This window comes from Mesomycoplasma ovipneumoniae, from assembly GCF_030012565.1.
In the GTDB taxonomy this organism is placed as follows: domain Bacteria; phylum Bacillota_I; class Bacilli_A; order Mycoplasmatales; family Metamycoplasmataceae; genus Mesomycoplasma; species Mesomycoplasma ovipneumoniae_D.
On sequence record NZ_CP124621.1, the window covers coordinates 782,203 to 797,096 of the forward strand.

At 28.8% G+C, this 14,894-nt stretch carries 16 protein-coding genes; 3 read left to right on the forward strand and 13 right to left on the reverse strand.

The features are described from left to right. Window position 1: 1 nt before the first annotated feature. The 10 genes from QJQ40_RS02670 to dnaX all read right to left on the reverse strand — a co-directional run bounded on the left by QJQ40_RS02670 (window position 2) and on the right by dnaX (window position 8,629). Entirely contained in the window at window positions 2-964 is a 963-nt protein-coding gene (locus tag QJQ40_RS02670) for an energy-coupling factor transporter transmembrane component T family protein (protein ID WP_282861097.1), read from the reverse strand. Next, window positions 954-1,859, reverse strand: coding sequence for an ATP-binding cassette domain-containing protein (locus QJQ40_RS02675; RefSeq protein ID WP_282861098.1), 906 nt, complete (start codon window positions 1,857-1,859; stop codon window positions 954-956). The genes QJQ40_RS02670 and QJQ40_RS02675 overlap by 11 nt, the downstream gene beginning before the upstream one ends. After that, window positions 1,832-2,650: an energy-coupling factor transporter ATPase gene (locus QJQ40_RS02680; RefSeq protein WP_252263021.1), complete on the reverse strand. Its 819-nt coding sequence runs from the start codon at window positions 2,648-2,650 to the stop codon at window positions 1,832-1,834. Before QJQ40_RS02680 ends, QJQ40_RS02675 begins: the two co-directional genes overlap by 28 nt. Before the next feature lie 9 nt (window positions 2,651-2,659). After that, the gene (gene hpt / locus QJQ40_RS02685; protein ID WP_282861101.1) at window positions 2,660-3,202 is read right to left on the reverse strand and encodes a hypoxanthine phosphoribosyltransferase; all 543 of its coding nucleotides are present in this window, start codon (window positions 3,200-3,202) and stop codon (window positions 2,660-2,662) included. 29 nt (window positions 3,203-3,231) lie between these two features. Beyond that, the gene (gene rsmI / locus QJQ40_RS02690; protein ID WP_282861102.1) at window positions 3,232-3,963 is read right to left on the reverse strand and encodes a 16S rRNA (cytidine(1402)-2'-O)-methyltransferase; all 732 of its coding nucleotides are present in this window, start codon (window positions 3,961-3,963) and stop codon (window positions 3,232-3,234) included. Between the two features lie 4 nt (window positions 3,964-3,967). After that, the gene (locus QJQ40_RS02695; RefSeq protein ID WP_282861104.1) at window positions 3,968-4,843 is read right to left on the reverse strand and encodes a DNA polymerase III subunit delta'; all 876 of its coding nucleotides are present in this window, start codon (window positions 4,841-4,843) and stop codon (window positions 3,968-3,970) included. Beyond that, window positions 4,803-5,462 (reverse strand): dTMP kinase, encoded by a 660-nt coding sequence (tmk, locus tag QJQ40_RS02700; RefSeq protein ID WP_282861105.1) that lies wholly within the window; start codon window positions 5,460-5,462, stop codon window positions 4,803-4,805. Before tmk ends, QJQ40_RS02695 begins: the two co-directional genes overlap by 41 nt. A 1-nt stretch (window position 5,463) precedes the next feature. Continuing rightward, window positions 5,464-6,048, reverse strand: a complete 585-nt coding sequence (locus QJQ40_RS02705) for a toprim domain-containing protein (protein WP_282861106.1) — start codon at window positions 6,046-6,048, stop codon at window positions 5,464-5,466. A gap of 9 nt (window positions 6,049-6,057) precedes the next feature. Continuing rightward, complete coding sequence (locus tag QJQ40_RS02710; protein ID WP_044284004.1) at window positions 6,058-6,336, reverse strand: YbaB/EbfC family nucleoid-associated protein; 279 nt, start codon at window positions 6,334-6,336, stop codon at window positions 6,058-6,060. A gap of 61 nt (window positions 6,337-6,397) precedes the next feature. Then, the gene (dnaX, locus tag QJQ40_RS02715; protein ID WP_282861107.1) at window positions 6,398-8,629 is read right to left on the reverse strand and encodes a DNA polymerase III subunit gamma/tau; all 2,232 of its coding nucleotides are present in this window, start codon (window positions 8,627-8,629) and stop codon (window positions 6,398-6,400) included. 144 nt (window positions 8,630-8,773) lie between these two features. Here dnaX and QJQ40_RS02720 point away from each other — a divergent pair, with 144 nt between their 5' ends. From QJQ40_RS02720 to QJQ40_RS02730, 3 genes are read left to right on the forward strand one after another with little or no spacing between them, the layout of a single operon-like run. After that, window positions 8,774-9,109, forward strand: coding sequence for a hypothetical protein (locus QJQ40_RS02720; RefSeq protein WP_282861109.1), 336 nt, complete (start codon window positions 8,774-8,776; stop codon window positions 9,107-9,109). Window positions 9,110-9,123: 14 nt separating this feature from the next. Then, a complete protein-coding gene (locus QJQ40_RS02725) occupies window positions 9,124-10,122 on the forward strand; it encodes a lipoate--protein ligase (RefSeq protein WP_282861110.1) in 999 nt (332 codons plus the stop codon). A 6-nt stretch (window positions 10,123-10,128) separates the two neighbouring features. Beyond that, a complete protein-coding gene (locus tag QJQ40_RS02730) occupies window positions 10,129-10,935 on the forward strand; it encodes an alpha/beta fold hydrolase (RefSeq protein WP_282861111.1) in 807 nt (268 codons plus the stop codon). A 605-nt stretch (window positions 10,936-11,540) separates the two neighbouring features. On the opposite strand, the gene QJQ40_RS02735 is transcribed toward QJQ40_RS02730, so the two are convergent. The 3 genes from QJQ40_RS02735 to eno all read right to left on the reverse strand — a co-directional run bounded on the left by QJQ40_RS02735 (window position 11,541) and on the right by eno (window position 14,784). Then, the gene (locus QJQ40_RS02735) at window positions 11,541-12,077 is read right to left on the reverse strand and encodes a DJ-1/PfpI family protein (RefSeq protein WP_044285611.1); all 537 of its coding nucleotides are present in this window, start codon (window positions 12,075-12,077) and stop codon (window positions 11,541-11,543) included. Between the two features lie 93 nt (window positions 12,078-12,170). Then, window positions 12,171-13,412 (reverse strand): serine--tRNA ligase, encoded by a 1,242-nt coding sequence (gene serS / locus QJQ40_RS02740; protein ID WP_282861112.1) that lies wholly within the window; start codon window positions 13,410-13,412, stop codon window positions 12,171-12,173. Between the two features lie 22 nt (window positions 13,413-13,434). Further along, a complete protein-coding gene (eno, locus tag QJQ40_RS02745; RefSeq protein ID WP_282861113.1) occupies window positions 13,435-14,784 on the reverse strand; it encodes a phosphopyruvate hydratase in 1,350 nt (449 codons plus the stop codon). Window positions 14,785-14,894 lie beyond the last annotated feature (110 nt).

Below are 14,894 nucleotides of genomic sequence, written 5' to 3' on the forward strand. Positions count from 1 at the left end.
ATTAAATTTTTTGATTAGTGTAGAGTCACCAAAATGGCAAGTCTGAAATTGGAATAATATTCATTTCCATTAAAACTGTTAAAGTAATAAGACCGATAAAAATAAGGGCAAAAAGATAATCAAGTTTGTTAAAAACTAGACGGCGATAACGGCTTCTTTTTGCATAAACATCATAACCACGGACATCCATAGCATTCGAAAGATCTTCAGCCCGTGAAAAAGCAAGCACAAAAAGTGGAATTACTAAAGTTATTAATGATTTGACTTTATCCTTAATTTTTCCGTGTTTAAAATCAACCCCACGTGAAGATTGAGCTTTCATAATTCGGGTCGCCTCAAGTAACAAAGTTGGAATAAAACGAATCGCGATTGAAATAATCATTGCAATTATATGGGTCGGAATGAATAAAAGTTTTAAAGGTAGAATTAAATCTTCAATTGCACGGGTGAGTAAAAATGGCTTTGTTGAATAAGTTAAAATTGTAGTTGAAATTATCATGCCATAAATTCGAACCGCTAAAACCAGTGAGCGAATTATGCTAACAGTTCCAATTGAAAATTTTATATTTCCAAATAAAACAGTTGGCTTGACCAAATATCAAGAAATAAAATGCGTTGTTTCTTCAGGATTTAGACCTAAAACCTTATATTTAGGCAGTTCATTATCAGATGAAATGCCTAAAATTACATTAATATTTTGGCGATCAATAATAAATCCGTAAATTATTAACATAATTATGAAAATGATTATTGGCATTTTCATTAAAGTAAAAATTTGCTTAACTCTTTTTGTTGTTATATAGAAAAAAACAAGTGAAAGCAAAAGCAGAATTGAAATTGTCGCTAAATGGGTAGTGACAAAAAAAAGCACTGCAAAAAGAATGTTGAATGCTATTTTTAGTCGGGGGTCCATTTTATGAATTATTGTGTTTCTTGGGACATATTTAGCAACACTAATTTGCATTTTTTTCCTTTTTTATTAATAGATTAATTTGACTAATCAATTCGTCAATTGACTTGACTTTCGAAATTGGATATCCTATTTTTACTAATTTTTCACGGAAATTTAGCAAATTTGTAGGTAACATTTCATTTTCAATAAGAAATTGATTATTATCTAAAATAGGATAAGTTTCACCATCGTATATAATTTTACCATCTTTAAAAAAAATACAACGTTTTGTTCACTCTAAAACACTATCAAGATCATGAGTTGCTAAAATGATTGTCTTACCTTTTTTGTGAAGAGTGTCCAATATTTCAAGCATTTTTACTGAACCTTGAGGGTCAAGACCTGCTGTTGGTTCGTCAAAAAAAATTATATCTGGATCCATTGCTAAAATTCCGGCAATTGCAACTCTTCGTTTTTGGCCACCTGAGAGTTCAAAAGGTGATTTGTCTAAAAAAGTCTCATCAAGACCGACTAGTTTTATCATTTCAGCTGCTTTTTTCTTGGCTTCTTCTTTGTTTACTCCCATTGAAACGGCGCCAAAAATAATATCTTTTTCAATAGTTTGCTCAAAAAGTTGGTATTCAGCAAATTGAAAAACAACCCCAACTCGACGGCGAATTTGGTTTATAAATTTAAACTTTGATTTTAAAAATCTTGGTCTTTCAACAACTAATTTTTTTTCAGTTTTTGCTTCTTGATCAAAATAAAAATACTCAACTTGACCTTTATCAGGGAGCAAAAGAGCGTTCATATGTTGGATAAAAGTTGTTTTTCCGGAGCCAGTTTGACCTATTATTGCGATAAATTCACCTTGATTAATTTCAACAGATACATTGTCAAGCGCTTTTATTTCAATTGGTAATTTTTGGTCGTAAATTTTTACAATGTTTTTTGCTTTAATTTTCATAATTGTTCCAGCAATTCATTTTCATCATAGGTCGGACTAATAAAATCAAGGTTTTTTGAAATTTTATAAATAAAAGGCGAGTCAATTTTGGCTTTTTGAATTATTTCATCATTATTTAAAATTAATTTTGGATCACCTTTTGCAATAATTTGGCCTTTTGCAAAGACAACAACTTCATCGGCCAAAATCGCTTCGTTCATATTGTGCGTTATTGAAATTAAAGTTTTACTTTTATCTTTGCGGAGGTCATCTAAAATTTTAACAACATCACTTTTCCCTTTTGGATCAAGCATTGAGGTTATTTCATCAAAAATTATTATTTGCGGATTTAGAGCTAAAACTGAGGCAATAGCAACTCTTTGCTTTTGTCCACCAGATAAAAATTGCGGCTCGCGCTCAAGATAAGATTGCATTTGTACTTTTTGTGCCAATTCTGCAATAATTTTGGGCATTTTTTTTGGATCTTCGTTAATATTTTCCAAACTAAAGGCAATATCATCCTCAACTGTTGCCCCAACAAATTGATTATCTGGGTTTTGAAAAATAATACCGATTTTCTTTCTAATTTTAGGTAGACTTTCTTTATTTAATAAAATTGAATCAACTTCAACTGTACCTTTTTGCGGTTTAGCGATTCCGGAAATAATTTTAGAAAATGTCGACTTTCCTGATCCATTGTGGCCTAAAATTGCATAATATTTGCCTTTTTCAAAAGTTAGACTAACATCTTTGAGCGCTAATTGGTTCATATCGTTAGTGTAACTAAAGGAAATATTTGTAACTTTTATCATTTTTTTATTTTATTCCTTTTTGTTTGGATCAAAAATTGCAACAAAAGGTCAATTTCGATATTTTTCCTGATAATCAAGTCCATAACCAACAAGAAAAGCATCAGGAACTTCAAAGCCAAAATAGTCAGGTTCAATATCAGTTTTTCTTTTTTCTCTTTTATAAAATAAGGTAATTATTTTCAGTGATTTTGGTTTTTTTAATTTTAAATGTTCACTAATTTTTGTCAAAGTTATACCTGAATCAAAAATATCATCAATTAAAATAACATCTTTATTTTCAATTTTTAGGTCAATATCGGTAATAACTTTCAATTCGCCACCAGATTGGGTGCCACCAAAATAGGATTTGGCAATTATGCAATCGACCATTGAATCAACTTCGACTTGCTGAATTAAATCAGTCAGAAAAATTAATGAACCTTTAAGAACCGCAACAAAAACAATTTCTTGTGAATTTTTATAGTTTGAATTTATTCACTTTGCAATCTCATCAATTCTAGTTTTAATTTGTTTATTGTCAAACAAAATTTTTACAATATGTTTGTTAATCATTTTAACCCGTCTTTTTAAAATATTTTAATCTAAAATTTTACACTATTTTTCGAAAAATTTTCATATTTATTTGCTTTTAACTTCGGTTTTTCATCGCCTTTTAGCCTTAAAACCATTGTGAATTCACCTTTAGTAGAATTTTGAAGTTCAGCTAAAACTTTTAAAGGAGAACCAAAAAAATATTTTTGATGAATTTTTGTCATTTCCTTAACAAGAAAAATTTCGACTTTCTCGCCATAAAATTCATTAATTACCTCAAGAATATAGATTAATTTATATGGTGAGACGTAAAAAATATAACTATAATTTAGTATAAAATGCTCAATTTGTTTAATTATTTGCTGCTTTTTTGAGTTAAAAAAACCCATAAAAACTAACGGTAAATCAAAACCAGAAAGAACAAAAGCACCAACAAAAGCACATGCACCAGGTAAAAAATCAACTTCGACATCGTTTTCATGGGCTCACTTTATCAAAATTTGACCCGGATCGCTAATTGAAGGGGTGCCTGCATCTGACATTAGAATTATATTTTGGTTAGTTAAAAATATGTCAGACATTTTGACGATAGTTGATTTTTCATTAAATTTGTGATAAGAAATTAACTTTTTGTCTTTAATTTCCAAAAAATTTAATATTTTTTTGGAAGTTCGGGTGTCCTCGCACAAAATCAAATCAGCTGATTTTATTGCTTGAATTGCTCGCAGAGTTATATCTTGTAAATTTCCAATTGGAGTTGCTATAACTGTGATTTTTGCCATAATTTTAAGTTAAAATATTGTTTAGACGAACTAAAAAGCTCGATTTTTGAATATTAAAGTTTGCATTTGTTTCAAGTGACGAAAGAAATTTTTTAAATGTCTGATTAATTTTTACCATTTTTTCAGAATTCAAGTCAAAAAAACTACCTTTTTTAGCGTCTTTTTTGTTAAGACCAGATTTGCTTAAAAAAAATTGTTTAAAATGAGCGATTATTATCTGAAGAAAAATAAATGAGTTTTCTTTTGTTAAAACTTGATTTAAAAACAGTAAAAAATCAAATTTTGATTTAGTTAAATTATTTAGTAATGATTTTAATTTATCTAAATCCGAATCACTAATGGCCTTAATAGCCAAAGTTGCTTGATCAAAATTTGTGAAAATATTTGCATATATAGCATTATAAGGCGATTTTTTTCATGTATCTAACTTTTTCTTAAGTTCGTTTTTTCTATTTAAATCATTGAAAAAAAATATTTGACAACGAGAAACAATAGTCGGAATAATTAAGTCTGAGGAAAAAGAAGTTAGTAAAAAATAAGTATTCAAAGGGGGATCTTCTAAAATTTTTAGAAATGAATTTAGCACAGAAATATGGGCATTTTCAATGTTTTTAATTAGGAAAATTTTTGAATTATCGCCATAAAGAGAGGAAAAATACAACTTGTTTACCTCTTCTAGAAATTCTGTTTTTGAAAGGCGATTATCTGCAAAATCATGTTGAAAAATTTGTGGTTTTTGACTAAATATCTCTAAAAATTCAGCTATTTTCTCATCTAGAAAATCTGAATAGCTCGAAACAAGCAAAATTGCATGTGGAATTGTTTTAGTTTTTGACAAATTATCGAGAAAATGGCGCCAATTTGTCGTAATTTGCTTCATAATAGCTCTCAAAAAAATTAATTATATCTGTTAAAACATGATCATAATCGCCATTACCGTCAATTTTAATGAAATTTTTTCTTGTTTTTAGTAAATATTCATATCCTTTAATAACTTGTTTATAAAATTCCTCGCCGCGATTTTCAAGTCGGTCTCGCTTTTCATTTCGATAAATTTCCATTCGCTCGCGTGATTTTGAAATTTTAACATCAAGGAAAATTGTAAGATCTGGAAAAGTTTTTTCAGAAATTAAACTGTTTAACTTAAAAACTAAATCTGGGCTTAAATTATTTCCAAACCCTTGATATGCAATCGAAGAATCAATGTAGCGATCACAAAGAACAATTTTTCCAGATTTTAAGGCCGGTCAAATTACTTGTTCAAGATGAATTCTTCTCGAGGTTGAAAATAAAAGCATCTCAACATATGGGCTAATTTGATTTTTTTTATTAAGTAAAAACTCACGGATTTGCTGTGCTTCTTGCGAATCTTTGCCGCTGTATGGTTCAAAAGTTGTAATAATTTCTTTTTCTGGAAATTTAATTCTTAAATACTTTGCAAACAAATTCATAACGGTTGATTTTCCGCTTGCATCGATCCCTTCAAAACTTATAAACATATTATTTTTCCATTTCTTGACGATTTTCCAGTGCCTGATTTAAAGTTATATTGTCAATATAATCAATTGCTGCCCCAAAAGGAATGCCTGTAGCTAGCCTAGTAATTTTTGATGAGGATAAAAGCTTGTGTTTTGCAAGATAATTTGCAAAAATTCAACCTTCCATTGTTGAAGAAAGTGCAATAATAATTTCACTTTTTTCATTAGCAAGGTCTGCGAGTTTTTTTATTTGCAAGTCATGATTTTCGAGCTTTTTGATATCATATTTGCCAAAAACAAAATACTTGCCATCATATTTTCCTAGTTTTTCAAATTTTGTGACCATTTCAGAATTTTCAACCACTAATATTTTAAAAGAACGCTGAAAATCAAGGCATATTTGGCAAACTGAATTAGCATTTAGATATCCGCATCTCTCACAATATTGAAGATTTCGTTTTAAATTATAAATTTGCTCGACAAATGTTTCAATTTGACTAAGGGGCGTATCGATTAGAGAAAATAAAATATTAGTGGCTTGTTTTTTCGTGATTCCGGGAACTTTTCTTAATTGGTCAACTAGTTTTTCAAAATTTTCATCTACCATGATTCAAAATTAATGTGATTGAGTTGGAGCAATTTTTTCATTTTCTTCTCTAATTTTCAACAAAGCTTGATTTAATGTGATAGAAATTAAATCTTCTAATGTTTCAATATCGTCTTTGTCGACTAAAAATGGAGCAATTTTTAACTTTTTTAACTCAAAACCTCCTGAAATAGTCAGCGAAATTCCTTGATTTTCAAAGTCAAAATCTGTTTTTTCTAACAAATCTTTTTTTACTTTGTGATCTTTTTGCATTTTTTGAGCTTCTTTTAATAATTTTTGAAGATTCATTTTTTTTCCTTTCTCTTATTTAAATAAATTATATAAACTATTTTAAAAAGTTTAAAAATTTTTATTCATCAAAGAATAATTTTTGTAAATCTGTCTTAGAAATAGTGCGTTTTTTTGGTTTTTCAAAAGGTTTTAGCACAAATTTTTCACCACGAGCTCTCATTTCACTTGCCATTTTTTTTGTTTCTTCAACAAGATTATTACTCATGGCAAAGCCGTAGATATCCTGACCAAAAACGGTTTTTAATAATCGGTTGACATCATTGCCTTCTTTTTCCACTTTTTCAATTAGTAATTCTTCATACTCTGGATTTTTAGTGATAAAACACACAAAATTAGATGTTAATGTAAGAATTTCTGCATGCTTTAATACTCCAACAGTATCTATGAATTCAAAATTATACTGGAAATCTAACAAATTTTGGCTCCACTTTTTGCGCAAATCGAAATAAATTTCGCGGTTTGTGTCATAAAATTTTTTTCCCAAAAGTATAAGATTAAATGCCTCATCAACGGACAAATAATCATTTGGCAAATTCTTTTTTAAAAATTTATTTACGTATGAATTTCTATCAAATGAAAATTTATCGTCTTTTTCTTCATTTTTACTAAAATATGACGCTTGATTATTTGTTTTTAGGTCTGAATCAATGGAGTTAACATTTTTTTTGGCAGTATCATCAGTTTTTTTATCGTTAGAATTTAAAAATGAGTTTGAAAAATCGATGTTTTCAGCCGAATTTAAATTTGAATTTTCAGTTTTATTTAAAAAATTACTTTGATAACTAGCGCCCTCGGGGTCTAACAAGGGATTAAAAGCATTGTCCCTATTTTTAAAATTATCGCCTGTTTTATTGCTTTTTTGACTTTTTAAGATTTTTGTTTCTAAATTATTTTTGATTTTACGGTTAAAGTTTGATTCCCAAGTCAAATCATCGCTACCATGTAAATCTAAATCGCCATCATCATCGTCTTCAAGAATCGGATCGTCATAATCAAATAAATTTTGGGTATTTGTTTTTTGATTCAAATTATAATTTGAGTCAAAATTTTTATCACGGACAGTAACAAACTCTAATTTTTTTGGCGGTTTTTCCTCTTTTTTGATATTTTCTTCTCTTTCTTCTGTGTCGATTTTTGGCTCTTCTTTTGGTTTTTCAGCAAATTTTTCTGAATTTTCTAAAACAGTTTGGCTTTTTTCTTGCAAGTTTTCCTTTTTAAAAGCAAGAATTTTCATGACTAAAATTTCAAGTGCTAAACTTTGAAACTTATCATGATTAATGTCTTTTAGAGTTGAAAACCCAATATCTAAAAATTTAAAAGCAAAATCGTGACTAATTTTTAACTTTTCCAAATCAGAAGTCGAATAAATTTCGATTAAGTCTTCCTCTTGAGTTTTTTCTCAAATAATTCACTCTTTGACTAAATTTATTAATGACTCAATTAAAATTTGAAAATTTTTGCTTTGTAATAAAAGTTTATCTAATAAATCAAAGGCTTTTTGGGACTGCGCCAAAAAAAGAACATTTATAAATTCAACAAGTTTTTCACTTGAAACTAGTCCAAAAAGCTCTTCAACGCTTGTTTTACTCAAAAAGTTGTTACCAAAAATTACCGCCTGCTCAAGAATTGAAATTGCATCCCGCAAACTGTTGTGACTTAATAAACACACGGATTTTAGAGCTTCTTCTTCATATTCAACGCCTTCATAGTCTAAAATTTGTGAAAGTCGTTGTGAAATTTGCTCTTTATTTAGGCCAAGAAAATTATATCTCTGGACTCTTGAGAGAATTGTCAAAGGGATTTTGTGAACTTCGGTAGTTGCTAAAATGAAAATAATATGGCTTGGCGGTTCTTCTAGAGTTTTCAAAAAAGCATTAAAAGCTGAAGTTGAAAGCATATGAACCTCATCTAAAATATAAATTTTATATGGGCTAACCTGAGGTAAATTAATAGAATTTTCAACAATTTCACGGATTTCTTTAACGCCATTGTGTGAAGCAGCGTCCATTTCGACTATATCAATAGAATTATTTATATTTTTAAGGCAATTTTGACACGGGTCAATAGAATTTTGCTCTTTGTGAGTACAATTTATTGCATTTGCAAATATTTTTGCAAGTGAAGTTTTTCCAGTACCTCTTGGTCCTGAAAAAAGATAAGCGTGAAAAAACTTTTTTGATTTAACAATGTTTTTCAAACTTTCAACCAAATATTGTTGGCCAACAACATCAGAAAATTTAGTAGGTCGATATTTTCGGTATCAAGCTACATATTCATTTGTATTTTTCATATTTCTCCAAGATTTTCAAAAAAAATCCTTTATAATTTTTAAATTTAATTTTTAAAAATAAAAGTATACTTAAATAGTTTATAATTATAAATTATAATAAAATAAAATAAAAAATAGACTTTATATAATTTAAGGATTTTTTATATGTCAGTCGCATTTAACAAGGAACAAAACTCAGCTCAAAAGAAATGTCCTATAAACGAAAGATTTGTGTTTAATTTTCGAATTTTAAGCTATTACTTTCGGAAATTAGAAATTTCAGTTGAAGGTCTTGATAGAACAATCGATTATAATTCAGAATATTTTTTTTGGTTTGTTGAAAATTTAATCTACTTTTTATCAAAAAACAAGTATGCGCTTCGTTGAGACTATGAAAAAATAACACTTTTTAATTTAGAAAATTTACAATTAGCAGAAAATCTTGATGATTTTAAGTCAAAATTTAAATTAATTACAACTTTTGATTTAGAACATAACTAAGATATGGAGGAAATATGAAGATTTATACTACTAAAAAAACAAGCCCATTTTACACGTTAGTTTGTGAGGAACTAATTCTAAAAGATGACCAGAATCAGGACGATATTTTATATTTTTACCAGCACAATAATGCAATAATTATCGGTAAAAATCAAAATATTTACGAGGAAATTAAGCTTGAAGAGGTTGAAAAGCAAAGAATTGAAATTTACCGTCGACTTTCTGGAGGAGGTGCTGTTTATCACGATTTAGGAAACATTAATTTTTCATTTATAACTAAAAAACAGAATCACAGTTATCAAAAATTCTTGACACCGATTATAGAATTTTTTAAATCCTTTGGTTTAGATGCTGAATTCAAAGGTAGAAATGATCTAATAGTTAATGGCGCAAAAGTTTCAGGAAATGCTCAAATAATTTACAAAGATAGAATTGTTCACCATGGAACAATTCTATTTAATGCTAATTTGGCAAAATTAGGTCAAGTATTAAAGCCAAATCGATTAAAAATTGAGTCTAAAGGAATAAAATCAATACGTCAACGGGTAACAAATATTTTGCATGAAATCGAAGAACAAATGGAAGATTCTGAGTTTATTTCAAGACTAATCACATTTTTTGAAAATAAATATCAAACTAAAGCACAAGATGTTGAAACTTATTTTCAAGATGCGATGGCATTTCAAAAAGATTTTCAAGAAGTTCAAACCATAAGACAATCTAGAGAATGAGTTTTTGGTTCAAATCCTTATTTTAGCTATGAAAATATTGCCCGAACTAGTGGCGGAACTTTAAGAGTGCTTGCAAATATTGAGAAAAATCACATTGTTAAAATAAAGTTTGAAGGTGATTTTTTATCTCAAAGATCAGTTGAAGATATTCAAGAAATTTTAGAAAATAAGGAATTCACTAGATCAATTATAGAATCACAACTTCTACAAATTACAAATCTTGATGAATATTTTGGCGCAATTCCTCTTAATGAAATTTTGGATACAATTTTTGGAAGCTAATTATTAATGATAGTTCGTTCTAAAATTACTGTTGAAAATGAGGATATTTTTTATTTTTTAGAAGAAACTGGAAAGCAAAAAATACTATTTTTACACGGTTTTAATTCAAGCCATAATTTCATTTTTCAACTTAAAAAGAAACAAAATCGTAACTATGATATTGTTGCATTTGATTTTCCTGGTTGTGGTCAAAGCACTAATAATAATGAAATTAATGTCAAAAATTACCAGAAAATTGCTGCTAGTTTCATTAAAAAGATCAATTTAGATATCCAAATTGTAATCGGTCACTCACTTGGCGGAGCTATTGCTCTTTATATTTTAAGTGAAAATTTAGCAAAAAAAGCAGTTTTAGTCGCTCCACTCAATCCTTTTATTTTAGAGAAAAATTCGCAAAGCGAAGCTGAAAAAATAGGAAATTGACTCTTACCTCAAGACATTGAATCTGCAAAAGATAGTCTTGAACATTTAGTTTTTACTGATAAATTTAGTTATATGAAAAATTTAGCAAAAAATGCTATTAATTTTTTTGAAAATGTCACAAAAAAAAGAGAAATTTTTAAAAAGATTGTTTTTGAAGAAATCCTTAACTTGGAATGACTGAAAACCGAATTGTTACCGCTTTACCAACAAAATAATAATTATTTTTTAATTGCTGGTGTTGAAGATAATTTTGTGCCATTAGAAAGTCTTCATAAAATTTCTGGAAATTTTGACAAAAATCTTATAAAATTTGAACAAACTGGCCATGCAGTTTTCTTTGAAAGAAGTGACGAAATTAATGCTCAAATTGAAAAAATTCTAGAAATTTAAGCCTGAAATCCCTCTCTCATTTTTTCAGCAATTTCTTTTCCCGAGTTTCGCTATTTGTTGGCAAAAATTCACTTTTTATTGAATATAAATATGCAAAAATACCCGTAAATCCGGGTTTTTCAACGCAAAATCTTAATTTTTATAGTTTTGAAATTAAGCTTTTGCAAAAAAAAAAAAAATGCTTGGTCTAAAATAAAATTGTGTTATAATGATTCTTGCTTAAGAATAATTAATAAATTTGGAAATTAGAATTAAGGGGGAATTAATTATGTTTTTTATCTAAAACAATCAGAAAATGCGACTTTTCCATTATGTTTTTAAATATAATGGAATGCCTTAAATTTAACCGTTTAGAAATCTATAAATTTATGGCTTTTAATTATTGTTCTTTCAAAACTTCATATATTTTTTTAGGTTCAATGTAAATAAAAACGAGTTTTCTATTTACATTGAGTTTAAATAGTAGTTGTATTTTTTTATTAGGTTTTAAACTTAGTGTTTTTGGTTTGGTAGTTATTTTTCTTGAGTTTGCCAAAAATCTTAAAAAGTGCCCAAAATTGGACACTTTTTAAGATTGTCTCATCAAACTGGGAAATTCTAGAAATTTAAGCTTGAAATCCGGCTCTTATTTTTTCAGCAATTTCTTTTGAAGCTAATTTTTCAATAACTTTAAATGCAAATTCAGCTGAAGATGAGGCATTTCTAGCTGAAATATAATTTTTATCAACTGTAACTAAATCATTTTTTCTTGTTGGTATGCCTGAATTTGTTTCATCAGGGTATGAACTAAATTCATAATTTGGCGCTAAATTACGCTCAAAAATAGCATTTGGTGCATCGCAAATTGCAAAAACATCCTTGTTTTGGGCAAAAAATTCATTAATTAATTTGATTGCTGGCTCACAAGTTCGAAGATATTGGGCTGCAACTCCACCTGGTATAAAAATTGCATCAAAGTCATCAGATTTTCAATGATTTTTGGCCTCAATTTGAACAACACCAAATTGTCCTGTTACTATTTTGTTCTCAGGATTATAAAATTCAATTTTATCATATAAATCAGCCTTTTTTATCAAAGAAAGAAAAGTCGTAAACTCGATATCCTGAAATTTATCAAGTAAAACTACCAATAATTTTTTCATTATTACTCCTTGTTAAATTAAATAAAATAAAATAAAATTGTACCATAAAAATTTACGGTACAATTTTATTCATTAAAAATTTATCTATAAAATCTAATTAAAATAAGGTTTTAAAACTTCTGGTATTGTTCAACTACCATCAGGGTTTTGATTCTGTTCAAGTAAAATCGCGACAATTCTATCAATTGCAAGACCAGATCCGTTAATTGTGTGTGCATAAATGTTATTTTTTTCATCACGGTAGCGAATTTTTGCTCTTCTAGCTTGAAAATCACCACAATAACTAATTGATGAAACTTCACGGTATGTCTGTTCTGATGGAAGTCATGCTTCTAAATCAATAGTTTTTTTACTTGAAAATCCAAGATCACCACTACACAAAAGCACAGCGCGATAAGGAATGTTTAGTAATTTCAAGATTTTAGCAGCATCTTGAACAACATTGTCAAATTCCTTCATACCATCAGTTTCATTTGTTATTTTAACAAGTTCAACTTTGTGAAATTCATGAAGTCGGATCAATCCTCTTGTGTCTTTGCCGCCACTTCCAGCCTCAGATCGATAACATTTACTATAGCCAACAAGCGAAATTGGTTTTTCTAAGTCAATAATTTCGTCTTGGTAATAATTTGTCAAAGGAACTTCGGCTGTAGGAATTAGTCAAAGATCAGAATTTTTTAAAGAATACAAATCTTCTGAAAATTTCGGAAGTTGACCTGTTCCATATAGCGAATTTTCAAGAACTAAAGTATTTGGAACAATTTCCTGATAACCTGAATTTACATGAGTGTCAATCATAAAATTTATCAAAGCCCGAACTAATTTAGCCGCTAAATTTTTATAAATTACAAAGCGATTTCCTGAAATTTTTACAGCTCGTTTGAAATCTAAAATGTTTTTAGATTTACCAAATTCATAGTGAGGCTTGATTTTAGGATCGATTTTTTTTGGTTGCCCTCAGTGATAAATTACTTGATTATCAAGTTCAGAATTTCCAAAAGGAACTGAATCATCAGGAAGATTTGGCACTTCAAGAATTTTTCGACTAACTCACTCATCAAGTTCTTGTCACTCTGTTTCTAAATTTGCAAGTTTATATTTAATTTGACTTACTTGGTTTTTCAAATCTTCAGAGTCTTTATTTTCACGAACAAAAAGGCCTATTTGTTTGCTAGCTTTATTTTTTTGTGCTAATAATTCATCAATTTCTTGACGCAAAAAGTTACGTTTTTGGGCTTTTTCATATAAGTCGGCAATTATAGAAATATCAAAACCACGGTCTGATAATTTTTTTTCAATAAAAGATTTGTTGTTTAAAATTAAACGAATATCCATATTTTAAATTATTTTTTTTAGATTATTTTTTTAAATTGTAAAAAACATCTCTTCCAGTATATTCACTTTTTGAATATGTGTCTAAAAACTCTTCAATTACTAGAAGTCGATTATATTTGGCAATTCGGTCAGTTCTTGAAAGTGATCCTGTTTTGATTTGACCAGATGAAACTGCGATTGCAAGATCAGAAATTGTAGTATCTTCAGATTCACCAGAACGGTGTGAAATAACTGCGGTCAACCCTGATTTTTGCGCAAGTTGAATTGCATCAAGTGTTTCAGTTAGAGTTCCAATTTGATTTAATTTAATTAAAATGGAGTTAATTGCTTTTGTTTTGATAGCCTCTTTTAAAATTTTTACATTTGTAACAGTTAAATCATCACCGACAATTTGGTGTGTTTGTCCAAATCTTTTTGTAAAAGCAATAAATCCGTCTCAGTCTGATTCAGCAAAACCATCTTCGACTGAAATTATTGGATATTTATCAAAAAGTTGTCCGTAATAATCAAGCAATTCTTCTGATGTAAATTCATATTTTTGGTGATTTTCTTGATCAGCAGAAGCTGCTTTTAATTTTTTAAAGACATATTTTTGGCCATCATAAAACTCACTAGCAGCAGCATCAATTGAAATTGCAATGGCATTTTCACCATCAACAGCCGGATTAAATCCTGCTTCCTTGATTGCTTCAACTAAAAAATCAAGTGCATGCTCGTGAGAAGTTAAGTTAGGAGCAAATCCACCTTCATCTCCAACTTGAGTTCCATATCCTGATTTTTTAAGAAGTTTTGCTAAAGTGTGAAATACTTTATTTGATGCTTGTAAAGCTTTTCTAAATGTTGAAAAACCGAGTGGCATAATCATAAACTCTTGAAAATCAAGTGTATTTGAAGCATGCTCACCTCCGTTTATCACGTTAAGCATTGGAACTGGCATTAAAGTTGGGTTTGGGCCACCTAAATAACGGAAAAGTGGAAGTCTCAACTCACTTGCGGCTGCTTTTGCAACTGCTAAAGAAACACCTAAAATAGCATTTGCACCAAGTCTTTCTTTATTTGGAGTTCCGTCTAAATCGATCATTTTTTGATCAATAAGTCTTTGATTTTTAACACAAAGACCGATAATTTCAGGACCAATAATATTATTTACATTATTAACTGCGGTCATTACACCTTTTTGACCGAATCAGTTATAAGCATATTCTGTATTTGAATCACGTAATTCAAGCGCTTCTCTTGATCCAGTTGAAGCTCCTGATGGAACAATTGCAGACCCAAAACCGCCCGCTTGCGTGTGAACCTCAACTTGAATTGTTGGATTTCCCCGTGAATCAAGAATTTCTCTTGCAAAAATTCTTGTAATTTTTGACATAAAACACCTCGAATTTGTATATATAGTTTAAATTTATTGAATGTATTATTTGTAAGTAAAAATCAAAAATAATAACATGCTAAAAATTATATCACAAACTATGAATTTAA